The following is a 24,878-nucleotide window of genomic DNA, read 5'->3' as shown; positions in this document are numbered from 1 at the left end:
GAGAAAGCGCGAAGGAGGAGTTCCCATGGACGGAGCACGACCCGTGCGCTCGCCGCGCGGCACGACGCTGACCGCGCGCAGCTGGCAGACCGAGGCGCCGCTGCGCATGCTGCAGAACAACCTCGACCCGGAGGTCGCCGAGCGCCCCGACGACCTGGTCGTCTACGGCGGCACCGGGCGGGCCGCCCGCGACTGGCGCAGCTTCGACGCCATGGTCCGGACACTGACCACGCTGGCCGACGACGAGACCATGCTCGTGCAGTCCGGCCGCCCGGTCGGGGTGCTGCGCACCCACGAGTGGGCACCCCGGGTGCTCATCGCCAACTCCAACCTCGTCGGCGACTGGGCGACCTGGCCGGAGTTCCGGCGGCTGGAAGACCTCGGCCTCACCATGTACGGCCAGATGACCGCCGGCTCGTGGATCTACATCGGCACCCAGGGGATCCTGCAGGGCACCTACGAGACCTTCGCCGCCGTCGCCGCGAAACGGTTCGGCGGCACGCTGGCCGGCACGCTCACCCTGACCGGCGGTTGCGGCGGCATGGGCGGGGCCCAGCCGCTGGCCGTGACGCTCAACGGCGGGGTGTGCCTGATCGTCGACGTCGACGAGAGCCGGCTGCGCCGCCGCGTCGCCCAGCGCTACCTCGACGAGGTGGCCGAGGACCTGGACGACGCCGTCGACCGCTGCCTGACCGCCAAGCGCGACCGGCGGGCGCTGAGCGTCGGGCTGGTGGGCAACGCCGCGACCGTGTTCCCCGAGCTGCTGCGCCGCGGGGTGGAGATCGACGTCGTCACGGATCAGACGTCGGCGCACGACCCGCTCAGCTACCTCCCGGAAGGCGTGGACCCCGGCGACTGGACCGACTACGCCGAGAAGAAGCCCGAGGAGTTCACCGACCGCGCGCGGGCCTCGATGGCCAGGCACGTCGAGGCGATGGTGGGCTTCCTGGACGCCGGCGCGGAGGTGTTCGACTACGGCAACTCCATCCGGGACGAGGCGCGGCAGGGCGGCTTCGAGCGGGCGTTCGCCTTCCCGGGGTTCGTCCCCGCCTACATCCGCCCCCTGTTCTGCGAGGGCAAGGGGCCGTTCCGCTGGGCCGCCCTCTCCGGCGACCCGGCCGACATCGCCGCCACCGATCGCGCCGTCCTCGACCTGTTCCCCGACGACGACCACCTGCAGCGCTGGATCCGCGCCGCCCGCGACAAGGTCGCCTTCCAGGGGCTGCCCGCCCGCATCTGCTGGCTCGGCTACGGGGAACGGGACCGCGCCGGCCTGCGGTTCAACGAGATGGTCGCCTCCGGGGAGATCAGCGCACCGATCGTCATCGGCCGCGACCACCTCGACTCGGGCTCGGTCGCCTCCCCCTACCGCGAGACCGAGGCGATGGCCGACGGCTCCGACGCCATCGCCGACTGGCCGCTGCTCAACGCGCTGGTCAGTGCGTCGTCGGGGGCGACCTGGGTGTCGATCCACCACGGCGGCGGCGTCGGCATCGGCCGGTCGCTCCACGCGGGACAGGTCAGCGTCGCCGACGGCACTCCGCTGGCCGCGCAGAAACTGGAGCGGGTGCTCCGCAACGACCCCGCCACGGGCGTCATCCGGCACGTGGACGCCGGCTACGACCTGGCCGCCCGGGTCGCCGAGGAGCGCGGCGTCCGGATCCCGATGGCGGAGGGCTCATGAGGGCCCACGAGGGCCAGGATGACGACGTCGACCGTCCGGCGACCTCCTTCGAGCAGATGTGGGCCGACCTGCTCCCGATGGGGCGGCACCCCTCGACCGGCGGGTACCGCCGCTACGCCTGGACGCCGACCGACGCCGGCCTGCGCGAGTGGTTCACCGGGGAGGCCGGGCGGCGCGGTCTCGACGTGACGACCGACCGGGCGGGCAACCTCTGGGCGTGGACGGGCGACCCGGACTCGGCCGCGGCGGCCGGCCGGCCCGGGCTCGTGGTCGGCAGCCACCTGGACTCCGTCCCGGACGGCGGTGCCTTCGACGGGCCGCTGGGGGTCGTCTCCGCGTTCGCCGCCCTCGACCAGCTGCGCGCGCGAGGCTGGTCGCCCCGCCGTCCGGTGGGCGTCGCGTGCTTCGCCGACGAGGAGGGCGCCCGCTTCGGCGTCGCCTGCGCCGGCTCCCGGCTGCTCACCGGCGTGCTCGACGCCGACCGGGCGCGGTCCCTGACCGACGACGACGGCACGACGATGGCCGAGGCGCTCACCGCGTGCGGCCGCGACCCCGGCACGCTGGGGGCGGACGAGGAGGCGCTGCGCCGGATCGGCACCTTCCTCGAGCTGCACGTGGAGCAGGGCCGGGGGCTCGTCCACGCCGACGGCGGGCGGGGCGCCGCCGTGGGGGTCGCCTCGGCCATCTGGCCGCACGGCCGCTGGCGGCTGGACCTGCGCGGCCGGGCGGACCACGCGGGGACCACGCGCCTGGCCGACCGGGAGGACCCGATGCCGGCGCTGGCGGCCGCGATCCTGGAGGCGCGGGCCGCGGCCGGCCGCCACGGGTCGCTGGCCACCGTGGGCAAGGTCCGCGTGGAGCCCAACGGCGTCAACGCGATCCCGTCGGCGGTCACCGCGTGGCTCGACGCCCGGGGTCCGTCCGAGGACGGCGTGCGCGCGGTGGTCGCCGACGTCGGCGGCGCCGCGGGGACCACGCCGGTCCTGGAGTCGTGGACGCCGACGACCGCGTTCGATCGGGGGCTGCGCGACCGGCTGGCCACCCTGCTCGGCGACGGCGACGGATCCGCGGCGCCGGTGCTGCCGACCGGGGCCGGGCACGACGCCGGCATCCTCGCCGCGGCCGGGATCCCGTCGGCCATGCTGTTCGTCCGCAACCCGACCGGGGTCTCGCACTCCCCCGCCGAGCACGCCGAGCCGGCCGACTGCCTCGCCGGGGTGGCGGCACTCGCCCGGGCGGTCGAGGCGCTGGCATGACCGCCTACTGGTGCGAGCACGCCGACCTCGGCGAGGGGGCCGTGCCGGGGGTCCGGATCGTCGAGGACGGCGGCCGGATCGCCTCCGTCGAGTCGGGCACGCGCTCGGCCGCCGGCGACATGCGGCTGGCCGGCCTCGTGCTCCCCGGCCTGGCGAACGCGCACTCGCACGCCTTCCACCGCGCACTGCGTGGGCGCACCCACGACGGCGGCGGCACGTTCTGGACGTGGCGGCAGCGGATGTACGCCGTCGCCGGGCGCCTCGACCCCGACGGCTACCTCGCCCTGGCCCGCGCCGCCTACGCCGAGATGGCCCTGGCGGGCATCACCTGCGTGGGCGAGTTCCACTACCTGCACCACCCTCCCGGGGGCGGCCGGTACGCCGATCCCAACGCCATGGCCGCGGCCCTGGTCGAGGCGGCCGCGGAAGCCGGGATCCGGCTGACGCTGCTCGACACCTGCTACCTCGCCGGCGGGCTCGACGGAAACGGCCACCGCCCGCCCGACGACGTCCAGGCCCGCTTCTCGGACGGCGACGCCGACGCGTGGGCGGCCCGCGTGGCGCTCCTCCCGGCACCGCCCGGGATGCGGGTCGGAGCTGCCGTGCACTCGGTGCGTGCCGTGCCCGCGCCGGCGCTGGCCACGGTCGCCGAGGCCGCCGCCGGGCGGCCCCTGCACGTCCACCTCTCCGAGCAGCCGGCCGAGAACGACGCCTGCCAGGCGTTCTACGGCTGCACCCCCACCCGGTTGCTCGAGAAGCACGGGGTGCTCGGCCCGCGGACGACCGCCGTGCACGCCACGCACCTGACCGACGAGGACGTCGCGACGCTCGGGGCCTCCGGGACCGGCGTCTGCGCGTGCCCCAGCACCGAGGCCGACCTCGCCGACGGCGTCGGCCCCTTCCGCCGGCTGCGGGAGGCCGGATCGCCGATCTGCCTGGGCAGCGACCAGCACGTCGTCACCGACCTGTTCGCCGAGGCGCGGCTGCTGGAAGGCGGCGAGCGACTGGTCTCCGGGGAACGCGGCCGCCTCCGCCCGGCCGAGCTCGTCGACGCCCTCACCGCGGCCGGGCACCGCGCGCTGGGCTGGCACGACGCCGGCCGGCTGGCTCCGGGCATGCGGGCCGACCTGGTCGCCGTCCGGCTGGACAGCCCGCGCACCGCGGGCAGCGCGCCGGACCAGGTCGTGATGGCCGCCGGCGCCACGGACGTGCACACCGTGGTCGTCGACGGCCGGATCGTGGTGTCGGAGGGGCAGCACGTCCTGGGCGACGTCGGGCGGCTGCTGACCGCGGCCATCGGAGCACTCCGGGACGACCGATGAGCCTCCTCGTCAGCGGCATCGGTGAGCTGGTCACCAACGATCCGGCGCTCGGCAGCGGTGCGCTGGGCGTCCTGGCCGACGCCGCGCTCGTCGTCGAGGGCGGCACCGTCGCGTGGGTGGGCCGGACCGCGGCGGCGCCCGAAGCCGACGCGCGGCTCGACGTCGGCGGCCGGGCGGTGATCCCCGGCTTCGTCGACAGCCACGCCCACCTGGTCTTCGCCGGTGACCGGGCCGCGGAGTTCGAGGCCCGGATGTCGGGCGCCCGCTACGACGGCGGCGGCATCGGCACCACGGTCGCCGCGACCCGGGCGGCATCCGACGCGGACCTGCGCGGCCGGCTGCGGGACCTGCTGGCCGAGATGCGCCGCCAGGGCACCACGACGGTGGAGGTGAAGAGCGGCTACGGGCTCACGGTCGAGGACGAGACCCGGTGCCTCCGGCTCGCCGCCGAGGTGACCACGGAGACGACGTTCCTCGGCGCCCACGTGGTGCCGGCCGAGTACGTCGGCCGGTCCGACGAGTACGTCGAGCTGGTGACCGGTCCGATGCTCGCCGCCTGCGCCCCGCACGCCCGCTGGGCGGACGTCTTCTGCGAGCCGGGATCGGCGCACGCGTTCGACGGCGACCAGGCGCGGTCGGTGCTCGAGGCCGGGCGCGCCGCGGGACTGGGTCTGCGGGTGCACGCCAACCAGCTCTCCGCGGGCCCCGGGGTGCGGCTCGCGGTGGAGCTCGGCGCGGCCAGCGCCGACCACTGCACGCACCTGACCGGTGCCGACGTCGACGCGCTCGCCGGCGGGACGACGGTCGCCACCCTCCTGCCCGGCGTGGAGTTCTCCACCCGGTCGCCCTATCCGGACGCCCGCCGTCTCCTGGACGCCGGGGCGACGGTCGCGCTGGCCACCGACTGCAACCCGGGAAGCTGCTTCAGCTCGTCGATGCCCTTCTGCATCGCGCTGGCCGTCCGGGAGATGCACCTGACGCCGGCCGAGGCGTTGTGGGCGGCGACCGCCGGGGGCGCGGCCGCGCTGCGCCGGACCGACGTCGGCCACCTGGGCCCCGGGGCCCGGGCGGACCTGGCCGTCGTGGACGCGCCGTCCCACCGCCACCTGGCCTACCGCCCCGGCGTCCCCCTCGTGCGCGCGCTGGAGCTGCCCCGCTGACTTCCGGAGCCGCCCGGCCTCAGGCGCGGAGCCGCTGGACCAGCCGCGGGCCGAGCTCCCCGGTCGCCGTCCCGACGGCGGCCCAGGCCAGCACCACCAGCCAGGACAGCGGGTCCAGCGGCCGGCAGCCGAAGAAGCGGCTCAGCCCCGGGGTCTGGACGAGCGCGAACAGCACCGCCAGCGAGCCGGCGGCGGTGGCGACGACCAGCGGGCTCCGGCGCCCGGCCCAGGCGGTCTGGCCGAGCTGCGTGGTGATGAGCGCGGCCAGGCCCATCGTGCTGGCCCGCCCGAACGTGCCGGTGAGCCGGCCGGTGGCCCAGGCGCCGGTAGCGCCGACGGTGGTCGCCGCGCCCCGCACCAGCACCATGCGCCGGACGGTGTCGGTGAAGCCCCGCTGGGGGCCGGCGAGGAGGACCGGCGCCAGCGGGTGCCCGGCCAGCGGCCCGTCGGCGTCCTCGACGGCGGCCGCCCGCGGCGTGGAGACGGCGACGGCCAGGGCCGGGAACATGTCGGTGAGCATGTTGACCAGCAGCAGCTGCCGCGTGCCCACGGGAGCCCGCCCGCCGAACACCGTGCCGAGCACGGTGAAGGCCACCTCGCCGGCGTTGCCTCCGACGAGCACCGACACCGCGTCGCGCACCCGCGACCACATGGCCCGGCCCTCGGCGATCGCGTCGACCAGCCGGGTGAGGTCGAGGTCGGTGAGCACCAGGTCGGCGGCGGTCCGCGCCGCGGGCGACTCCGCTCCGGCCACGCCGACCCCGACGTCGGCCAGCCGGATGGCGGCGGCGTCGTTCACGCCGTCCCCGGTCATCGCCAGCGTCGCGCCGGCCCGTCGCAGCGCCGCCACCAGGGTCACCTTCTGCTCCGGCGACAGGCGAGCGAAGACCCCGGCCGTGCGCACCAGCTCGGCGCGCTCGGTGTCCGACGCCCGGGCCAGCTGAGCGCCGGTCACCACCCGGTCGGCGTGTGGGATGCCCGCCTTCGCGGCGATGGCGCCGGCCGTCTCGGGGTGGTCGCCGGTGGCCACGACCACCCGCACGCCGGCGGCGCAGAGCTGCTCGACGGCGGCCACCGACGACTCCCGCAGCGTGTCGGCGAGGCCGATGAGCCCCCGCGGGGTCAGATCGCGGGCTGCCTCGTCGAGGTCGTCGGGCCGGCCGTCGACCGCGCGGTCGGCGACGGCCAGGACGCGCAGCCCCTCGGCCGCCAGCTCCTGGATCCGCTCCTGCATGCCCTCCGCCCCGGAGCACCGGGCCAGCACCACCTCGGGGGCGCCCTTCACCACGAGGCGCCCGTCGCGGAGCGCCGCGGAGAACCCGCGCTCGGCGGCGAAGGGCAGGGCGCACTCCGGGTCGCCGTCCTCGGCCACCCCGCGCTCGGCGGCGGCCTCGGCCACCGCGCGGTCGGTCTCGTGGGCCTTGTCGTCGCCCTCGGCGGCGGCCGAGGCGGCGAGCCCGAGGACGTCGTCCTCACCCAGCCCGTCGATCGGCACCATCCGGACCACGCGCAGCCGGTTCTCGGTCAGCGTGCCGGTCTTGTCGAAGCACACGGTGTCCACACGGCCCAGCGCCTCGAGCACGCGGGCGCTGCGCACCACGGCGCCCCGGCGCGACAGGCGCCGGGCCGCGGACTGCTGGGCGACCGTCGCCACCAACGGCAGCCCCTCAGGGACGGCGGCCACCGCGATGGCCAGCCCCGAGCCGACGGCCTCGCGCAGCGGCCGCCCCCAGAGCACGCCGAGCAGGGTGACCGCCGCACCGCCGGCCAGCGTGAGCGGCAGCACCGCGCGGGTCAGCTCGCCCAGGCGGGCCTGGACACCGGCCGGTGGCGCGGCGCCTCCCGCGGCACGCGCGGCCCGTCCCGCCTGCGTGGCCTGCCCGACGGCGACCACGACGGCGCGGCCGCGTCCGGCCACCACCGTGGTCCCGTCGAAGAGCATGCAGGTGCGGTCGGCGACGTCGGCGCCGGGCGTGGCCTCCACGCCCTTGCACACCGACAGCGACTCTCCGGTCAGGTTGGACTCGTCCACCTCCAGGTCGGCCACCTCGAGCAGCCGGGCGTCGGCGGCCACGACGTCCCCCGCCTCGACGAGCACCACGTCGCCCACGCGCAGGGCGCTGGCCGGCACGTCCTCGGAGCCGCCGTCGGTCTCCCGGCGCACCGTGACGTCCTGCTCGAGCAGGAGCGACTCCAGCGCCGTCTCGGCCCGCAGCCGCTGCAGGCCGCTGATCAGCGCGTTCCCGACGGTCACGCCGCCCACGAGGATCGCGTCGGTGGACTCGCCGAGCACCGCGGTGGCGGCCGCGCCGGTGCCGAGGATCGGGGTGAGCGGATCGGAGAGCTCGGCGGCGACGGTCCGGGCGAAGCGGGCGGGGCCGCGGACCACCGGCAGCGCGGCCACCGCACGGACCGGCGCGGGGAGCCGGCGCCCTTCCTGCTCCTCCTCGGCCGGCAGACCCGACACCCGCCGGAGCACGTCGTCGGCGTCCAGCGCGTGCCAGGGCGTGTGCACCGACGGCGGCGGCGCGGGCCGGCGGGCCAGCCGGACGGCCGCGACGGCGCCGTCGAGCATGGCGTAGGTGGTGGCCGTCTTGCCGGGGGCCGTGGCCTTGGCCTGCCCGTACCGCGCGCTCCCGACCGCCGCCAGGAGGGAACCGAGGACGTTGCCGGTCAGCGCCGTGCCGGTCGCGCGCCGGCTGACGGCGCGCGCCACGGTGGTGGCCGCGACGAGCCGGCAGGCATCCTGGAGCCCGGGCGGCGTCACCAGGTCGGCACCCCACGCCGGCGCGCGCCCCTCCCGCACCGGCGCGACGCCGACGTCGGCCGCCAGCAGCGCCGGCCCGTCGGCGGCGGACACGGCCAGCACCCCGCGCCCCTCCGACTGCAGCCGGCGGACCGTGTCGACGAGCGTCTCCTCCGCGGGCGTCACCTCGTCGGCGGCCGCGGCGATCTCCCGCGTCCCGACGTGCGGCGAGAGCACCAGCCGGTGGCCCGCCTGGCCCGCCACCGTCAGCAGCGCCTCGGCGTGCGGGTCGAGCTCGGGTGCCACGGTGACCTGCCCGATGCGGCGCCGGCCCTGGAACAGGGTGCGCAGCTGACCGCCCGGAGCGTCCGGCGACTCGCGACCCGGGCCCAGCCGCAGCCGGCCGGCGTGGCCGTCGCCCTCGTGGGGGGCGGCGTCCGCGCCCAGCAGCCGGGCCGCCGCCGTCCACACCCTGGCGTCGTCCCAGCCGTCGGCGTCGGCCTCGGCCTCGATGACGACCGGTGGGCCGGTGCACAGGGCGTCCGAGTCCACGACGACGGTGTCGATCCGGTCGAGCCGGCGGTAGGCCGACCCGTCCATCGGCAGGACGTCCCGGCGGCACATGAGCAGGTCGGTGACGGCGGCGAAGGAGTTCCGGCCGAGGACGGCGGCCTTCGGGGTCAGCGCCTTCAGCAGATCGGCCGACCGCCCGGGACTGCCCGTGAGCGGCAGCAGCCCGACCGCGCCGGCCAACGCGGTGGGGCCCAGCCGGCCGGCGTAGGTCTCGATGGGCCCCCGCGGCAGCGGCGCGGGCCGGTCACCGGGCGGGACGAGCGGCTCGGACGTGTCGTCCTCGGGCTCGGGCCGGCACAGCTCCGCCTCCCGGCGGCGCCACACCTGCCGCCGGGCCCGGATCTCCAGCGCCTGCTGGAGCGCGGCGGCGGCGTTGATCGCCGGGACCGTCGGGCTCTGCGTGAGGGCGTGGAGGAAGGCGCTGGTGCCGGTGAACACCAGATCGGTGCCCACCGGCCCGATCCGGGACTCGAGCCCGTCCTTGATCCACTGCTGCGAGTCGAGGAGGGCGATGGCGAGGGTCGCGTGCCGGGTGACCGCGGGGATGGGCAGCATCTTGGCGGCGATCGCCACCCCCACCGCGGCGGTGTCGATGGCGGCGTCGATGACGGCGGCCAGCAGCGGCTCGAGGTCGGCGGGGTGGTCCTCCCGCTGCGGGAAGACCTGTTTCGCCCCGCGGCCCTGCTCGATGGCCGTGACGACGCCGACGATCTCCTCGACGGAGACCCGCCGGTCGTCGATGCCCACGAGCACCCGGCCGACGACGTCGTTGACCGTGGCCCACTCGACACCCTCGAGCCGCTCGAGGTGCCGCCGGAGCGCCGTGCGGACCTCCTTCCGGTCGCCCGCGTCGGGGGCGGCCACCTCGACCTGGACGTGCCGGTCGTCGGCGTAGACCCGGCGGGTGTGCCGCGCCTCGGGGGGCTCGAACATGCCGCGGGCGATGCGGGCGATGCTCCGGACGTGCCCGTCGGGAATCGGGTTGGCGCCGGTCACCAGGGTGCCGACCGCCCGGGTGCCGGTCTCGGCGGCCGACCTCGCGAGGTGCAGCGAGCCCCCCGCGACCGCCGCGGTGGCGTCCATCCCGGCGCGGGCCAGCCGAGCGGCGGCGCGGGTGGGCTCGGCGAGCAGTGCCGGGGTCACGACGGCCGGTGTGATCGCGAGCGCGGCCTCGGTCACGGCCAGGCGCGCAACGGCCCCGGCCGCACTCCGGACGGCCTCGATCCCGCGGAGCAGTCGCATCGGCGTCCCCTGTGACGACGGATCCCTGGACGCTACGCCGCCGGACCGGAACCGGCCTGTCGTCGGCGCGCGGCTCTCGGACACGCAGGTGCAACCGCAGTGGCAACAAGGCACCTCTAGTGGCACCCAGCGTGTGCGCACGGGCCCCGTTCCCGCGACAGGAACGGGGCCCGTGCGCACTTCGTCGCCGTGTGGTGCGTCGTCGGCCGGGCTCAGGGCCGCAGGTACGCCTTGATGGCGCGCCGCTCGTCCATCGCGCGGTACCCCTCGGCCACCTCGTCCAGCGGCAGGTCGAGGTCGAACACCCGGCCGGGGTCGATCTCCCCGCGCAGGGTCGCGTCGATCAGGTCCGGCAGGAACCGGCGGACCGGCGCCGGGCCGCCGTGCAGCCGCACCATCGTGGCGAAGAGCCGTCCGCCGGGGATCGAGACGCCGTGCGGAACGCCCACGAAGCCGACGCCGCCACCGGCGCGGGTCGACCTGATCGCCTGCGTCATCGCCTCGCCGGTGCCGACGCACTCGAGGACGGCGTCCGCCCCCACACCGTCGGTCAGGTCGTGGATGCGCGCGACGGCGTCGTCCCCCCGCTCGGGGACGACGTCGGTGGCGCCGAACTCGGTGGCCAGCTTCTGCCGTGGCTCGTGGCGGCTCATCGCGATGATCCGCTCGGCACCCATCCGGCGCGCCGAGAGCACGCCGAGCAGACCCACGGCGCCGTCGCCGACGACGGCCACGGTCATCCCCGGCCGCACACCGGCGGCCACCGCGGCGAACCACCCGGTGCCCATCACGTCGGAGAGGGTGAGCAGGCTCGGCAGCAGCTCGGGATCGGGGTCGTCGGGGGTGGCGACCAGCGTGCCGTCGGCGTGCGGAACCCGGAGCAGCTCGGCCTGGGCTCCGGTCATGCCGACCTTGTGCGCACACGCGCTCTGGTAGCCGGCCCGGCAGTGCGGACAGGTGTTGTCCGAGGCGATGAACGAGCCGATGACGAACTGGCCGGGCCGGACCGAGGAGACGCCGGGGCCGACCTCCTCGACCACGCCGCAGTACTCGTGCCCGATGGGCGTCGGCTCGGTGACCTCGTTGATGCCGCGGTAGGGCCACAGGTCCGATCCGCAGACGCAGGTGGCCGACAGCCGGACGATCGCGTCGGTCGGCTCGACGATCGCCGGATCGGGCAGCTGCTCGATGCGGACGTCGCCAGGGGCGTGCAGCACAGCTCCGCGCACGGTGCGGTTCCTCTCGGGTGCGGTTCCCGTGACCGGGAGACCGGCCACGACGACGACCCGGTCCGGGTCGGCCTGCTCGGTGTATCCGGGAGCGGCCGTGGTCTACCGCGCCGCCACGGCCGGGTCGGCCGGCCGGCTCAGCCGACCCGGTCCGCCCGCGCCCGCGCCGCCTCGTGGACCAGCCGCTCGAGCAGGTGCACCGGGATGTCGGCCCCCATGTCCACGACGAACCGCCGCATCGGCATCGACCCGACCATCTGCAGCATCTCCTCCTGCAGCCCGGGCCGCGGCTCCTCGCCGTCCGAGGGGCGTGCCAGCTCCTCCGCCAGCACCGGCCCGGCGACCGGGTGGGTGAACCACTCCGCCACCGGGGAGGCGAGGGTGAGCTCCCGGACGAGGTCGTCGCCGGCAAGGCTCACGACCGCCTCCGCGACGACGTCCACGGCGCTCGCGCCGACCTGGACGGTGTACTCCCCGGGCGCCACGACCCAGCCGTCCTCGCGGACGTCCCAGTACGCGAAGGCGCGGCGGTCGAGGCCGAGGCTCACCGTGCGCCGCTCCCCGGGCGCCAGCGCCACCTTGGTGAAGGCGCGCAGCTCGCGGGCCGGGCGGCGGACCGGCCCCGCCGTCGTGGCGACGTAGACCTGCACCACGTGCTTGCCGGCCCGGTCGCCGGTGTTGGCCACGGTCACCGAGACGGTCGCCGTGTCGCTCCCGGTGGCGACCACCCGGAGGTCCGTGGTGTCGAAGGCCGTGTAGCTCAGGCCGTGCCCGAAGGGATAGCGCACGGGTCGGCCGAGGGTGGTGAGGCCGCGATAGCCGACCATCACACCCTCCCCGTACCGGACGTGCCCCTGCTCCCCGGGGAAGTTGAGGAAGCTCGGGGTGTCCTCGAGACGGAGCGGAACCGTCTCCGCGAGGTGGCCCGACGGATTCGCGACCCCGTACAGCAGGTCCGCGACCGCGGCCCCGCCGCCCTGGCCGAGCAGGAAGCCCTCCAGCACCGCGTCGACCTCGTCGTGCCAACCCTCCAGCGAGACGACGCCACCGTTGGACAGGACGACGACGGTGCGCGGGCTGACCGCCGCCACGGCGCGGATCAGCTCGACCTGGGCGGCCGGCAGGTCGAGGGTCGCGCGGTCGAAGCCCTCCGACTCGTCGGCCGCCCCCAGCCCGGCGAACACGACGGTGACCTCGGCGTCCCGGGCGACGGCGACCGCCTCGTCGCGCAGCGCGGCGGCGTCGCCGGAACCGTCGGTGGGGAAGCCGGGCGCGAAGGCCACGTCCGCCCGGGACAGCGCACGGACCGCCTCGAGCGCGGTGTCCAGCCGGGTCGGGTTGACGTTGGAGCTGCCACCGCCCTGGTAGCGCGGCGTCCGGGCGAACTCCCCGACGAGGGCGACCCGCGCACCGGGTGCCAGGGGCAGCGCGCCCCGCTCGTTGCGCAGGAGGACCGCGCACTCGGCGGCGAGCTCCCGGGCCAGCGCGTGGTGTGCCTCGACGTCGAACCCGCCCGCCGGTTCAGCGACCAGCGCGGCGAGGGCCGCGACCCGGCGGGCGCTGGTGTCCACGACCGACTCGTCCAGCTCCCCGGACCGGACGGCCTCGACGACCCGCCGGTCCCCCGCTCCCCCGTCGCCGGGCATCTGCAGGTCCAGGCCCGCGGCGAGGGCGGCGGGCCGGTCGTCCACCGCGCCCCAGTCCGAGACGACGACGCCCTCGAAGCCCCACTGGTCGCGGAGCAGCTCGGTGAGCAGCCAGTGGTTCTCCGAGGCGAAGACCCCGTTGATGCGGTTGTAGGCGCACATGACCGTGGCCGGGCGGGCCTCGGTGACAACGCGCTCGAAGGCGGGCAGGTAGATCTCGCGGAGGGTGCGCTCGTCGACGTCGACGCTCACCTGCATCCGGTCGGTCTCCTGGTTGTTGGCGGCGAAGTGCTTGACCGACGCACCGACTCCCTGCGCCTGCTGCCCGCGGACGTGCGCCGCGGCCAGCACCCCGGTCAGCAACGGGTCCTCCGAGTAGTACTCGAAGTTGCGGCCGCCCAGCGGCGACCGCTTAATGTTCACTCCCGGGCCGAGGACGACGTGCACCCCCTGGGCACGCGCCTCGCGCCCGACGGCGGCGCCGACGCGCTCGGCCACGGCGGGGTCCCAGCTGGAGGCGACGGCGACCGCGGCGGGAAGCAGGTGGCCGGGAGGCTCTCCAGGAGACCGAGCTGGTCGAAATCAGCGGCCTGGCGACGCACCCCGTGCGGGCCGTCGGTGAGCACGACCGCCGGAACCGGTCCCACCGGCTTCGTGGTCCAGAAGTCCCGCCCCGAGAGCAGAGCCGCCTTGTCCTCGAGCGGAAGGGCGCCGAAGACCGGGTCACCCGGTCCGGCCGGGCTCCGGTCGGTCGGTTCTCCGGTGGGTACGGGCACGGAGTCTCCTCGGTCGGCATCGCGCTGGGCGGACGAGCGGGTGACCGGGTCCCCACGGGACCACGGGACGCCGGACGTCCGTCCGGTCATACCATCCGCGAACCGGCGGTCACCGACCAGCCGACCGGTCCGGGTGAACGGCACGTCCCGACGGTGGGCACGTCGTCGGGACGGTCGCCTCCGGGCGGCCGTCAGACCGACCAGCGCGGGAGGTCCTGCCCGGCGAACTCGCGCAACCGCTCGGCGTCGTCGGCGAACGCCGCGCGCAGCCGCCGCAGCAGCCGGTCGGGCAGCTCCGGCGGCGTCTCCACGGACTCGTTGCGCCGCTGCTCCAGGTCCGGCGACCAGTGGTCGTCGTCCACCCCCAGTTCGGCGTACAGCCGGCGCAGCGTCGTCCGGGGGGCGTCCGCGAGCTGCTCCCGGGCGACGACGGTGATGCGTCCGTCGAACGCGCCCGTGGCGAGGAACGGCGCCAGCCGCTCGAAGTACCGGCCCCGGGCGACGTACTGGCTGCCCGGGTCCAGCAGCGCCTCCCCCGGGTCCCGTGTCTCGGCGCCGTCGCGCCGGTGGTGCAGGTACTGGGACACGGCCCGCTCCACCGGGTCGCGGACGGCGTAGACCAGCCGGGCGTCGGGGATCAGCGCGGCCATGCGGGCGGCCACCTCGGGGTGCGAGGGCGAGGTGTACCCCGGTGACGCCTCGCCGCGCAGCGTGGCGGCCGGGTCGAAGTGACCGCAGTACCAGGGCACGCCCCGGTGCCAGTTGCCCCGCGCCCAGCCGACATCGGATCCGCAGCCGACATCGGATCCGCAGCCGTCGGCGCCTGCGGCATCGGCCGGTCCGAAGAAGAAGTTGAGCTCCTTCGGACGGGACATCGCGATCTCGGGGTGCGCGTCGAGGTAGTGGTGCAGAGAGGTTGTCCCGCACTTCATGGCCCCGATGACGACGAGGTTCGGCAGGGCTCCGGCCACGCCCCCACCCTCGCAGAGGCCGCTCGGACGGCGCCTCCTGGGAACCCGGCCGGATGTCCTCGACGCACCCGCTTGCCGGGGCCGGTTCCCGGGAAAGACCTGGCCATGGCGCAGGCTCGGGAGAGCACGGCCCCGACGGAGGTGGCCGTGGGCGGACGCGATCCCCAGGGGCACGACGCGACCTCGCCGCGGCGGATCCCCGCCCGGGGCTGGGGCCGCATCCTCCGGCGGGTCGGGCGGCACGTCCTCAGCGACCGCCTGATGGTGCTCGCCGCGGGCATCTCCTTCTTCGCCGTCCTGTCGATCGCCCCGGTGCTCGTGACCGCGCTGTCGGTGTACGGCGCGGTGAACACCCCGGACCAGGCGCTGGAGCAGATGTCCTCGGTGGTGCGGCTGCTGCCACCCGAGCTCGAGCCGCTCGTGGCCGACCAGCTGAGGACGATCACGGCGGCCTCGACCCAGGTGCTCACCTGGCGCGGCATCAGCGGCCTCGTCGTCGCCCTGTGGACGGCGACCACCGCCGCGACCTACCTCATCGACGCGCTGACGCTCGCCTACCACGAGACCGAGACCCGCGGGTTCCTGCGGCGCACCCGCCTGGCGCTCGCCTTCGTGCTCGGCGGCGCCCTGCTGCTGGGGGCGGTGCTGGTCGTCGCCGGTGTCGTCGCCCGGCTCCTGGACCGGGCGCCGGGCACGGTCCGAGCCGCGGCGCCCGTGCTGGTCTGGGTGCTCCTGGCGGCGCTCATGGCCCTGGTGCTCGACGTCCTCTACCGGTTCGCCCCCGACCGGAAGCAGGCCCGGTGGCGCTGGATCACCGTCGGTGCGACCGTCGCGACGGTCCTGTGGCTGGCCACGTCCGTCGCGCTGTTCGCCTACGTGCAGAGCCTGGGCTCCTACGAGTCCACCTACGGCTCGCTCGCCGGCGTGGCCATCAGCATGTTCTGGCTGTGGATCAGCGTCTTCCTGGTCATCGTCGGAGCGGCGGTGAACGCGGAGACCGAGCGCCAGACGGTGCGCGACTCGACGGTGGGCCCGGAGCGCCCGCTCGGCGAGCGGGGCGCCGTCGTGGCCGACAGCGCCCCGCCGTACCCGGGCGAGGGATGACCGGCGACCGGTTCCCGCCGGCTCACCCGGGCGCCCGCGCGACCAGCAGGTGGTGCGGGTGCACCCGGCCGCGGTCGAGGCGGCTCGCCCGGACGTCGCGCAGACCGGCGGCCACGAGCCAGCGCGCCCGTTCGTCGGGCGGGACGAAGGTGAACTCCCGGGACCCCGCGGTGATGCCCAGCACCCGGACCGACAGCGCCTCCTGGGCGGCGTTCCACCGCGCCTTCCATCGCGGCCGGGTGTCCATGTCCTTCACCACCAGGAGCCCGCCGGGGGCGAGCGCCGCGGCACAGGACGCCAGCAGGGCGCGCTGCCCGGCCTCGTCGAGGAGGTAGAGGACGTCGACGAGGACGACGGCGTCCCACGGACCGTCGGGGACCGAGCCCGGCTCGCCGACCGCGAACTCCAGCCGGCCGTCATCGGGCGGCAACGACGTCGCGGCGACGGCGATCTTGTCCGCGTCGATGTCGACCCCGCGCACCCGCAGCCCGGGCGACCGACGGGCGAGGTAGCCGCTGAACAGGCCGTGGCCGCAGCCGACCTCCAGGACGCGACCCGTGGACGGGAGCACCTCGACGACGGGCGGGAACGGGCAACTCAGCCAGCGCACCAGGACGTGCAGCCGGTCCCCCGGCGGCGCCGCCCGGTAGCTGCGCAGAGCCGCCCGTGCCGCCTCGTCCGGCCAGCGGCTCATCGCTCGCCCGGCAGGTCGGCGAAGGTCCCCAGCCGCCACCCCAGCCGCTCGACGAGCGCCCGGGTCGCGGGGGCGGTCAGCATGGCCAGCTCGTCGGGCCAGCGGTAGCCCCAGTCGAAGCGGGCCAGATCGGCGTCCCCCGCCTCACCCGGGTGGGTGTTGATCTCCGCCGTCGCGGCGCCCCCGTCGGTCAGCTGCTGCAGGGCGGCCGCGAACCTCGGGCCGTCCAGCGCCCCCGCCTCGTCCAGGCCGGCGTAGGCGTCGGTGGTCTGCAGCCCGGCCCCCGTGATCCGCCGGCGGAGCCGGCCGGCCAGCAGCCGCACCCCCGCTCCCAGGGGTCCACGCCGCCGGCTGCCGGGAAGTCGCACGCACCGGATCCCGGCTTCCGATGCCAGCTGCACCACGACGGCGGCCACCGCGGGCCACAGATGAGTGTGCTGGTGGGTGTCCAGGTGGGTGACGGGCACCCCGATGCCCCGGACCCGCTGCAGCTGCGCCCGGAACTCGCGGGCGACGTCGTCGGGGTCGATCCGTCCGGCCGCCCCGCGGGCGACCACGGTGCGGTACGAGAGGGGGAACCGGCCCTCCCGGTCGACGAGGGTGGGCACCTCACGCGCCGACAGGAGCGGGCGGTCCTCCCCCACGATGGCCAGGTGGGCACCGAGGCCCAGGTCGCCGGCCTCCCGCACCGCCGTGGCGGCCTGCTCGAACGCCGTCCCGACGGCGAGCACCGACGTCGACGTGACGACGCCGTCGGCGTGCGCCCGCCGGACCGCGCGGCACACCCCCGGCGTCAGGCCCATGTCGTCGGCATTCACCACGAGCAGGCGGCTCACCGGGCGGTGGGGGTGAGCCGGGCCAGCTCGGCCCGCAGCTGCCGCATCTCCCTCAGCATCCGGCGGATGACGGCCAGCGAGGAGAGGGTGGACACCCCGCGGGAACGGGGGAAGTAGTCCACGCCGATCTGCACGATGTGGAAGCCCAGCTTCTGGGCCCGGATGACCAGCTCGGCGTCGATGAACGATCCTTCGCTGACCGGTCGGGCGGCGTCGAGCACGTGCCGGCGCACCAGCTTGAAGGCGAAGTTGATGTCGCGCACCCGGGTGCCGAACGCCAGTCTCACCAGCGTGTTGTAGGCGAAGGAGTAGACGGCACGACGCGGTCCCTCACCCGTGCGGTCGAACCGGTAGGCGCTGACCATGTCGGCCTCGTAGTGACGCAGCACTCGCAGCGCCCGGCCCAGCTCGAGCATCTCGAACGGCAGGTCCGCGTCGGTGTAGAGGACGACGTCGCCGCGCACCGACGCGAACCCGGTCTTGATGCTCCCGCCCAGCCCCCGGTTGACCGGGTGGTGGACCACGCGGATGCGGGGATCGGCCGCGGCGAGGGCATCGGCGATCTCCGGGGTCCGGTCGGTCGAGCAGTCGTCGACGATGAGGATCTCGTACGCGGCGATCTCCCCGAGGTCGACCAGCCGCTGGCACTCGTCCTCGGCGGCGCGCACGGCGCGCTCGACGTAGTCCTCCTCGTTCCACATGGGGAAGAAGACCGAGAGCAGCTCCACCTTGGCGGACGCGTTCACGAGACCTCCACGCCGTTCACGTACGAGAGTGCAGCGATGCACAAGCCGACGGTCAGCGCCGCGAGGACCACCGGAGCCAGCCAGCGCGGGCGTCGGTCGTCGGTGAGCACCACCGCGGCCGCGGCCAGGACCGGGTAGGCGGCCAGGACGTACCGCCCGGTGCCCATGAAGTCCTTGGTGCCGATGATGGGGATCGCCAGCGAGACCACCGTATAGGCGGCGTAGCCCCAGCCGAACCGCCGCCAGACCGTGCGTACCAGCAGGACGGCGGCCAGGCACGCCAGCGCCTGGGGCACCACCAGGACGATGTCGTCCCAGTTCCGGTAGTACAGGGCTCCGAAGAACGGCACCTTGAACCAGGTGCGCGGTCCGCCGCCCTGGTCCCAGCCCGGCGCGCCCTGCACGGTGGCGAACGCCAGCGGATCGCCGAACCGGACGCCGAGGTAGACCATCCACGCGACCAGGCCACCGACGGACACGAGGACCGCCGCGTGCCGCCAGCGCAGCAATCCCACGGCCCCGACCAGCTCCCGCCACGACACGGGCCCGGCCCGCTCGCCCGCAGCGGCGTCGGCCGGTCCTCCTGTGGGAGGACCCGGCGCCGCCGTCCCGCCGACGCGCACCTCCGTGTCCCGGCGCGCGGCGCGGTCCTGGGCCGTGAGCTCCACGGCGCGGACGACCAGGGCCACGGCCACGGCGATCCCCACCGGCCGCCCCGCGGTCGCCAGGACGCCGGTCAGTCCGGCGAGCGCGTAGTGCCGCCGTTCCAGCAGGGCGAACGACCCCAGGGCGGTGAGCAGGAACGACGCGTCGCCGTAGCCGCTGCCGTAGAGGAAGAAGCTGTACGGGTAGACGAGCAGCAGGGCCACCGCGACGCATGCGGTGCGTGGCCGCACCCGCGAGCGCACCCAGTCGGCGAACAGCACGACCACCCCCGCCGCGCACACCAGGGTGACCAGGCCGGCGGCCGTGGAGACGTCGCCGCCGAGGAGCGCACCGACCACGCTGACCAGAAGGGGATAGGTGGGGAAGAAGGCGATCGAGGACTGCTGGCCCGGCGTGTAGCTGTAGCCGCCCTCGGCGATGCGGTGGTACCAGCCGGAGTCGCCCTGGAACCACGCGTCCAGCCAGCCGGGACCGTCCAGGTACTCGTGACCAGGGGTCGGGCCCACCGTCCGGTACGTGGCCCAGGCGAGCAGCGACATGAGCACGGTCGCCACGACGAAGGCGCCGAGCGCGTAGAGGGGCAGCCGCCGGACGACATGCGCCAGCCGCGCGCCCAGCGGCTGGGTCACGTAGGGCAATCTATGTCGGCGGGGGTACCGAGTACAGCGAGACTCGCGAGGGCGCGCGGGAAACGCGTGGGACCACCCGCTCGGTCCGTCGTGGGAGCCCCCCGCCCGGCCGCGCCCTGGAACCGCGCCGAGGAGGAACGAGGTCGCCGTGCTGCTGGCCGTGCTCGCCGTCGCTGGAGCGGCGCTCTGCTACGGCGCGTCGGCCGTCTTCCAGGCCGCCGCGGTCGCCCGGTCCGCCCGTACCGATCTGACGGGGCTGCTCGGCGGGCTGGCTCGCGATCCGCGCTACCTGTGCGGTCTTCTGCTGGTGGCCGCGGGCTTCCTGCTGTCCGTGGTCGCCATCCGCGCGCTGCCGCTGTTCGTGGTGCAGTCCGCGCGCGCCTCGAGCCTTGGTGTCACCGCCGTCCTGGCCGCGTTCGTACTGGGCACCCGGCTCCGTCCCCGCGAGAGGATCGCCCTGGTCGGGGTCGCGGTCGGGCTCGTCGCGGTGGCGCTCGCGGCGGCGCCTCAGGGGCCCGCGGATGTCCCCGGCGTCGTCCGGTGGGCCGCGCTGGCCGCCGCCCTCGGGCTGGCCGCGCTCACCGTGGTGGCGGCCCGTACCCGCCCGTCGGCTCGCACGGCTGCGGTCGTGGCGGCCCTGGCCGGCAGCTGCTTCGGGCTCCTGGCGCTGAGCGCCCGTGTCCTGGGCCCGACCGCGCTCCCCGGTGTGCTCACCGACCCCAGCGCCTACGCCGTCGCGGTGACCAGCGCGGCCGGCCTGGTCGCCGGTGCCCTGGCCCTGCAACGGGGCACCGTCGTCGCGGTGACGACCACGATGGTCGCCACCGAGGCCGCGCTGGGGTCGCTGCTGGGCCTGGCGGTGGGTGACCGACCGGCCGACGGGATGGCAGGGGCGGCCGCGGCGGGCTTCGCCGTCACGGTCTGCAGCGCCCTCCTGCTCGCCCGCTTCGGCGCCCCCGAGGCGGTCACCGGCGCCGCCGCGGACCCCGGTCGGGGTTCGGCGGCCGTCGCGGGACCCGACCGCTGAACCGCGGCCCGACACCCGGCCGCGCCGTCATCGGTGCGGGACCCGGCCGCCCTGCCGACCGGCGCGCCCGCGGCGACACGCCCGGGCGTATTCCGTACGTCTCAGATCCGCACGAACGGGTAGCGGTGGCTGAGCGGAACGTGACCGCGCCAGCGGGGGGCTAGTCGATTGGCAAGGAGACCACGTGCTTTCCGACCGATCCCGTCCCGTGATCGAGGCGACGTTGCCCGTCGTCGCGGACAACATCGAGGAGATCGCCACCCGTTTCTACGACCACCTGTTCGGCGAGCATCCACAGTTGCTCGACGGCGTCTTCAACCGCGGCAACCAGGCCGAGAAGACCCAGCAGATGGCGCTGGCCGGGTCGGTCGCCGTCTTCGCGAACTCCCTGGTGAAGGTGCCCGAGCAGCTGCCCGATCACCTGCTCTCGCGCATCGCGCACAAGCACGCCTCGCTGGGGATCACCCCGGCCCAGTACGACGTCGTCCACGACCACCTGTTCTGGGCCATCGTCGACGTGCTCGGCGACGCCGTCACACCGGAGGTCGCGGCGGCCTGGGACGAGGTGTACTGGTTGATGGCGTACGCGCTGATCAACCAGGAGCGCGGTCTCTACAGCGCCCGGGGCGTGCGGCCGGAGACGGTGTGGCGGGAGTGGGAGGTCGCCGAGAAGGTCCAGGAGACCGAGGACGTCGTCACGTTCCGGATGCGGAAGATCGACGACCGCCTGGTCAAGACGTCGCTGCCGGGCCAGTACGTGACCGTGCAGGTGCCGATGCCCGACGGCGTCCGCCAACCCCGGCAGTACAGCCTGACCAGGGCCGACGACGGCGAGCACCGCCACTTCTCCGTCAAGCGCGTGCGGGGCGGCGGCAAGCCGGACGGCGAGGTGTCCAACCGCCTCGCCGACTCCGTGCAGGTGGGCGACCGGCTGACCATGTCGCTGCCGTTCGGCGACGTCGTCCTCGACGACTCCCGCCCGGCCGTGTTCGCCAGCGCCGGCATCGGCATCACCCCGATGGCCGGCATGCTCTCCCACCTGGCGGCCGCCAGGTCACACCTGCCCATCACCCTGCTGCACGCCGACGTAGACGAGGCGTCCTTCGCCCTGCGCCACCAGGTGCTCGAGGACATCCGCTACCTGCCCGGTGCGTCGGCGCACGTGTGGTTCGAGCGCGGGGGGAAGCACGGGGGAACCAGCACGATGGGCGCCGAGGTGCACGCGGGACTGATGGATCTCGACGACGTCAAGCTGCCCCACGACGCCGGCTACTACCTCTGCGGTCCGCTGCCCTTCATGCAAGCAGTCCGGAGCGCCCTCATCGAGCGCGGCGTGCCCGCGCGCGACATCCAGTACGAGGTCTTCGGGCCCGATCTGTGGCAGGCCGACCTGGCGACGGAGGAGACCCCCGGCGCCTCCGACCGCGGCGCGCTCCAGCCCGGCTGACCACCCGTTCCGGTTCCTCCCCGGCCGACGGCGAGGACGACCGCCGGCCGGCCCGGCCGCATGCACCTCAGGAAGGAGGCGTCGCGTGGACATCCCCGCGATGCGGGCGAACTTCGCCAAAGCCGCAGCCACCGGGGACGAGGCCCCGCTGTACTTCTACTCCCACCTCTTCCTCAGCCATCCCGAGACCCGCCAGCTGTTCCCGGTCTCGATGGCCCACCAGCGCGACCGGCTGTTCGCCGCCCTGGGCGACGTGATGGCCCGGGTCGACGACCTCGACGCGCTGGTGCCGATCCTCCAGCAGCTGGGCCGCGACCACCGGAAGTTCGGCACCGTCGCGGCGCACTACCCGGCCGTCGGGGCGAGCCTCCTGGCGACGCTCGAGCACTTCGACGACGAGTGGAACCCCGAGCTGGCCAAGAGCTGGTCGGAGGCCTACGACGTCGTCGCCACCGTCATGATCGACGCGGCCGACGAGGCGGCGGAGCAGCCGGCCTGGTGGGATGCCGACGTCGTCGGCCACGAGCGGCGCACCCTGGACGTCGCCGTCCTGCAGGTCCGCCCGCGCACCCGGTACGACTACCTGCCCGGTCAGTCGGTCTCGCTCGAGACCGAACTGCGGCCGCGGTTGTGGCGCTACTACTCCCCCGCCAACGCGCCGCGGCCCGACGGGCTCCTGGAGATCCACGTCAAGGCCCGCGACGGCGGCCCGGTCAGCTCCGCGCTCGTCCGCCGGGTCGGAGTCGGGGACGTGCTCCGGCTGGGGCCGCCCCTGGGCCACATGGCGCTCGACGCGGAGTCGGACCGCGACCTCCTGCTGGTCGCCGGGGGCATGGGCCTGGCGCCGCTCAAGGCCATCGTCGACCAGATCGCGCGAAAGGGCCCGGCCCGGCGGGTCGACCTCTTCGTCGGCTTCCGCACCGAGGACCAGATCTACGACCGCGGCGACCTGCGGCGGCTCGAGCAGGAGAACCCCTGGCTCACCGTCACCTACGCGGTCTCGGAGGACAAGATCTCCGACCTGGAGCACGGCGAGGTGGGTGACGTGGTCCTGCGCCACGGTCCGTGGCTCAGCCGGGAGGTCTTCGTCGCGGGACCGGGCCCGATGGTGGACGACACGGTCAGCCGGCTGCTGCAGCACGGCGTACCGCGACAACGGGTGTCCAGCGAGGTCTTCGCCCCCAGCCGACCGGGGCCCAGTCTTGACGGAGAGGTGACGGAATGAGCAGCGCACAGAACGGGACCGGGAGCGCTCCCCGGCCGATCACGCCGGCCGACCTGCACAGCCTGCGGTTTCCCCGTGCCTCCATGCTGCATCCCGGTTACGTCGACACCGAGGTGGATCGGGTGATGCACCGCCTGGCCGAGGAACTGGCGCGGCACATCGCCGAGAAGGCGGAGCTGCGCGACCGGGTGCGGGCGTTGCAGGCGCAGGTGGAGGACGCGGCGGCGCAGGCTCCCCCGAGCGAGCAGGCCGTCCGGATCCTCGCCAGCGCCCAGCTGACCGCCGACAACTACGTCGCCGAGGCCGAGGAGTTCAGCCGGCAGGTCACCAGCGAGGCCCGGGCCGAGTACGAGGCGGCGGTGCGCCAGGCACGCGAGAACGCGGGCGCCATCATCGCGGCGGCCCAGGAGGCCGCGGCGAGGATCTCCGCCGGGACTCCGGCCGGGGCCGACGCACCCGCCCGCAGCGTGGAGGAGCTGCAGGAGCAGGTCGCGTACCTCAAGGCCTTCGGCCAGGCCTGCCGGACGCAGCTGCGCTCCTACCTCGAGGCGCTGCTCAGCGACGTCGAGACCGAATGGGGCCGGGCCGATCCGGCCGCGCTGCCGCAGGAGCCGCCGCGGCCACCGGCCCAGCGCTCCGGCCGCGACGGTGGCCCCGGATCGGCGACGACGTTCACCGGGAACACCGTCGCCGAGGCGCCGCCCGACGACGAGGCGCAGGAGGGACTGCCGGCGACGGCGGGCTCCCGGTCCGGGTCGTAGTCGCGTCGTCGACGGGCGGCAGGTCCGGCTCGGCCCCGTCACGGGCCGGGTCCTGCCGGCGCGGTGTCGTCACGCCTGGCCGCGCCGCGGCGGCGCGGTGCTCCCCCGCACGACGAGTTCCACCGGATGGCACGCGGGAGACGCGGGGTCCGCCCCTCGGACGAGGGCGCGCACCAGCGACCCCACCGCCCGGCCACGCTCCCGCAGGGGCTGCGCGACCGTGGTCAGCGGCGGGTCCGCGACCCGGGCCGCCGGCGAGTCGTCGAACCCTACGACGGACAGCTCCTCGGGCACGCGCAGCCCTGCGGTGCGGGCGGCCCACAGGACACCGAGGGCGAGCTGGTCGCTGCACGCGAAGACGGCCGTGGGGGCGTCCGGCCCGGTGAGCAGGCTCGCGATCGCCCGGGCCGCTGCGTCCGGCTGATGGGCGGTGCACTCGACGACCGGCACGTCCGCCCAGTCCAGGCCCGCTCCCCGGACCGCGGCGGCGGCACCGGCGAGCCGCCGGCGCATGACCGCGTAGGTGGCCTCGGCCTGACGGCGCAGATCGGCTCTGCCCTCCCGGCCGCCCGCCTGGAGCGGCATGGCGAGGACAGCGAGCCGGCGGTGACCGAGGTCCAGCAGGTGGCGGACGGCCGCCTCGGCGCCGGCGACGTCGTCGATGCCCACCATCGGCACGTCCGGCAGCGAGGGCTGGTCGAGGACGACGACAGGCCGGCCGCGGGCCTGGGCGGCGGACACAGCGGGGTGGCCGTCGGGCAGGGAGAGGATCACCCAGGCGTCGACAGCGGCGTCCCGGATCGGCTGGAGCGTGCCGCCGTCGGCCCGACCGGCGTGCAGCAACAGCCCCAGGCCGTCGCGGTGCAGCTCGCGCGCCAGGCCGTCGAGGAGGAGCACGGTCGTCGGGTCCGAGAACGCGTGGGACAGCCCCTCGTCGACGAGCACGCCGACGGCGCCGACCCGCCCCCGGCGCAGACCGGCGGCCATGGGATCGGGCCCGGGGAAGCCGAGCTCCTCCGCGCGGGCGAGGATCCGCGCCCGCAGCGCCGGGGAGAGCTGGTCGGGCCGGTTGTACGCGTTGGACACGGTCGCCCGAGACACCCCGAGATCCCGCGCGAGTGTGAGCAGGGTCAAACGA

Annotated in this window: 18 protein-coding genes; 9 read left to right on the top strand and 9 right to left on the bottom strand. The window is 75.5% G+C overall.

Annotated elements, in window-relative coordinates; genetic code table 11:
- Positions 1-25: 25 nt before the first annotated feature.
- Genes hutU through hutI form a run of 4 tightly spaced genes read left to right on the top strand, consistent with a single transcriptional unit; the run spans position 26 to position 5,422 of the window.
- Positions 26-1,684 (top strand): urocanate hydratase, encoded by a 1,659-nt coding sequence (gene hutU, locus ACFSHS_RS05765; RefSeq protein ID WP_376872937.1) that lies wholly within the window; start codon positions 26-28, stop codon positions 1,682-1,684.
- Positions 1,681-2,940 carry an allantoate amidohydrolase gene (locus tag ACFSHS_RS05760; protein ID WP_376872935.1) on the top strand — a complete coding sequence of 420 codons (1,260 nt, stop codon included), beginning with the start codon at positions 1,681-1,683 and terminating at the stop codon, positions 2,938-2,940. Before hutU ends, ACFSHS_RS05760 begins: the two co-directional genes overlap by 4 nt.
- Positions 2,937-4,262: a formimidoylglutamate deiminase gene (locus ACFSHS_RS05755; RefSeq protein WP_376872933.1), complete on the top strand. Its 1,326-nt coding sequence runs from the start codon at positions 2,937-2,939 to the stop codon at positions 4,260-4,262. The genes ACFSHS_RS05760 and ACFSHS_RS05755 overlap by 4 nt, the downstream gene beginning before the upstream one ends.
- Positions 4,259-5,422, top strand: coding sequence for an imidazolonepropionase (gene hutI / locus ACFSHS_RS05750; RefSeq protein ID WP_376872931.1), 1,164 nt, complete (start codon positions 4,259-4,261; stop codon positions 5,420-5,422). The genes ACFSHS_RS05755 and hutI overlap by 4 nt, the downstream gene beginning before the upstream one ends.
- A 19-nt stretch (positions 5,423-5,441) precedes the next feature.
- Here hutI and ACFSHS_RS05745 read toward each other — a convergent pair whose 3' ends face one another.
- The 4 genes from ACFSHS_RS05745 to ACFSHS_RS05730 all read right to left on the bottom strand — a co-directional run bounded on the left by ACFSHS_RS05745 (position 5,442) and on the right by ACFSHS_RS05730 (position 14,605).
- The gene (locus ACFSHS_RS05745) at positions 5,442-9,983 is read right to left on the bottom strand and encodes a cation-translocating P-type ATPase (protein ID WP_376872929.1); all 4,542 of its coding nucleotides are present in this window, start codon (positions 9,981-9,983) and stop codon (positions 5,442-5,444) included.
- Between the two features lie 212 nt (positions 9,984-10,195).
- The gene (locus tag ACFSHS_RS05740; RefSeq protein ID WP_376872926.1) at positions 10,196-11,212 is read right to left on the bottom strand and encodes a zinc-dependent alcohol dehydrogenase family protein; all 1,017 of its coding nucleotides are present in this window, start codon (positions 11,210-11,212) and stop codon (positions 10,196-10,198) included.
- Between the two features lie 137 nt (positions 11,213-11,349).
- Positions 11,350-13,356: a glycoside hydrolase family 3 C-terminal domain-containing protein gene (locus tag ACFSHS_RS05735; protein WP_376872923.1), complete on the bottom strand. Its 2,007-nt coding sequence runs from the start codon at positions 13,354-13,356 to the stop codon at positions 11,350-11,352.
- Between the two features lie 469 nt (positions 13,357-13,825).
- Complete coding sequence (locus tag ACFSHS_RS05730) at positions 13,826-14,605, bottom strand: sulfotransferase family protein (protein WP_376872921.1); 780 nt, start codon at positions 14,603-14,605, stop codon at positions 13,826-13,828.
- A 105-nt stretch (positions 14,606-14,710) separates the two neighbouring features.
- Here ACFSHS_RS05730 and ACFSHS_RS05725 point away from each other — a divergent pair, with 105 nt between their 5' ends.
- Positions 14,711-15,709 carry a YihY/virulence factor BrkB family protein gene (locus ACFSHS_RS05725; RefSeq protein ID WP_376872918.1) on the top strand — a complete coding sequence of 333 codons (999 nt, stop codon included), beginning with the start codon at positions 14,711-14,713 and terminating at the stop codon, positions 15,707-15,709.
- A 22-nt stretch (positions 15,710-15,731) separates the two neighbouring features.
- On the opposite strand, the gene ACFSHS_RS05720 is transcribed toward ACFSHS_RS05725, so the two are convergent.
- Genes ACFSHS_RS05720 through ACFSHS_RS05705 form a run of 4 tightly spaced genes read right to left on the bottom strand, consistent with a single transcriptional unit; the run spans position 15,732 to position 19,280 of the window.
- Entirely contained in the window at positions 15,732-16,403 is a 672-nt protein-coding gene (locus ACFSHS_RS05720) for a class I SAM-dependent methyltransferase (RefSeq protein WP_376872916.1), read from the bottom strand.
- Positions 16,400-17,239, bottom strand: coding sequence for a ChbG/HpnK family deacetylase (locus ACFSHS_RS05715; protein WP_376872913.1), 840 nt, complete (start codon positions 17,237-17,239; stop codon positions 16,400-16,402). Before ACFSHS_RS05715 ends, ACFSHS_RS05720 begins: the two co-directional genes overlap by 4 nt.
- Positions 17,236-17,985, bottom strand: a complete 750-nt coding sequence (locus ACFSHS_RS05710) for a glycosyltransferase family 2 protein (protein WP_376872910.1) — start codon at positions 17,983-17,985, stop codon at positions 17,236-17,238. The genes ACFSHS_RS05715 and ACFSHS_RS05710 overlap by 4 nt, the downstream gene beginning before the upstream one ends.
- Positions 17,982-19,280: a hypothetical protein gene (locus ACFSHS_RS05705; protein WP_376872907.1), complete on the bottom strand. Its 1,299-nt coding sequence runs from the start codon at positions 19,278-19,280 to the stop codon at positions 17,982-17,984. The genes ACFSHS_RS05710 and ACFSHS_RS05705 overlap by 4 nt, the downstream gene beginning before the upstream one ends.
- A 148-nt stretch (positions 19,281-19,428) precedes the next feature.
- On the opposite strand from ACFSHS_RS05705, the gene ACFSHS_RS05700 reads away from it, so the two are divergent.
- The 4 genes from ACFSHS_RS05700 to ACFSHS_RS05685 all read left to right on the top strand — a co-directional run bounded on the left by ACFSHS_RS05700 (position 19,429) and on the right by ACFSHS_RS05685 (position 23,740).
- Positions 19,429-20,307 carry a hypothetical protein gene (locus ACFSHS_RS05700; protein ID WP_376872904.1) on the top strand — a complete coding sequence of 293 codons (879 nt, stop codon included), beginning with the start codon at positions 19,429-19,431 and terminating at the stop codon, positions 20,305-20,307.
- Positions 20,308-20,491: 184 nt separating this feature from the next.
- Positions 20,492-21,754 (top strand): globin domain-containing protein, encoded by a 1,263-nt coding sequence (locus tag ACFSHS_RS05695; protein ID WP_376872901.1) that lies wholly within the window; start codon positions 20,492-20,494, stop codon positions 21,752-21,754.
- 85 nt (positions 21,755-21,839) lie between these two features.
- Entirely contained in the window at positions 21,840-22,979 is a 1,140-nt protein-coding gene (locus ACFSHS_RS05690) for a globin domain-containing protein (protein ID WP_376872898.1), read from the top strand.
- Positions 22,976-23,740 (top strand): DivIVA domain-containing protein, encoded by a 765-nt coding sequence (locus tag ACFSHS_RS05685; RefSeq protein WP_376872895.1) that lies wholly within the window; start codon positions 22,976-22,978, stop codon positions 23,738-23,740. The genes ACFSHS_RS05690 and ACFSHS_RS05685 overlap by 4 nt, the downstream gene beginning before the upstream one ends.
- A 69-nt stretch (positions 23,741-23,809) precedes the next feature.
- Here ACFSHS_RS05685 and ACFSHS_RS05680 read toward each other — a convergent pair whose 3' ends face one another.
- Positions 23,810-24,841 carry a LacI family DNA-binding transcriptional regulator gene (locus tag ACFSHS_RS05680; RefSeq protein ID WP_376872892.1) on the bottom strand — a complete coding sequence of 344 codons (1,032 nt, stop codon included), beginning with the start codon at positions 24,839-24,841 and terminating at the stop codon, positions 23,810-23,812.
- Between the last annotated feature and the right edge of the window lie 37 nt (positions 24,842-24,878).

It is taken from the genome of Blastococcus deserti (assembly GCF_042682525.1).
In the GTDB taxonomy this organism is placed as follows: Bacteria; Actinomycetota; Actinomycetes; order Mycobacteriales; family Geodermatophilaceae; genus Blastococcus_B; species Blastococcus_B deserti.
This window is presented reverse-complemented; position numbering and strand designations above follow the sequence as displayed.

Coding starts and splice junctions, on each gene's coding strand:
- hutU (WP_376872937.1), top strand. CDS start 26: ATGGACGGAGCACGACCCGTGCGCTCGCCGCGCGGCACGACGCTGACC.
- ACFSHS_RS05760 (WP_376872935.1), top strand. CDS start 1,681: ATGAGGGCCCACGAGGGCCAGGATGACGACGTCGACCGTCCGGCGACC.
- ACFSHS_RS05755 (WP_376872933.1), top strand. CDS start 2,937: ATGACCGCCTACTGGTGCGAGCACGCCGACCTCGGCGAGGGGGCCGTG.
- hutI (WP_376872931.1), top strand. CDS start 4,259: ATGAGCCTCCTCGTCAGCGGCATCGGTGAGCTGGTCACCAACGATCCG.
- ACFSHS_RS05745 (WP_376872929.1), bottom strand. CDS start 9,983: ATGCGACTGCTCCGCGGGATCGAGGCCGTCCGGAGTGCGGCCGGGGCC.
- ACFSHS_RS05725 (WP_376872918.1), top strand. CDS start 14,711: ATGGCGCAGGCTCGGGAGAGCACGGCCCCGACGGAGGTGGCCGTGGGC.
- ACFSHS_RS05720 (WP_376872916.1), bottom strand. CDS start 16,403: ATGAGCCGCTGGCCGGACGAGGCGGCACGGGCGGCTCTGCGCAGCTAC.
- ACFSHS_RS05685 (WP_376872895.1), top strand. CDS start 22,976: ATGAGCAGCGCACAGAACGGGACCGGGAGCGCTCCCCGGCCGATCACG.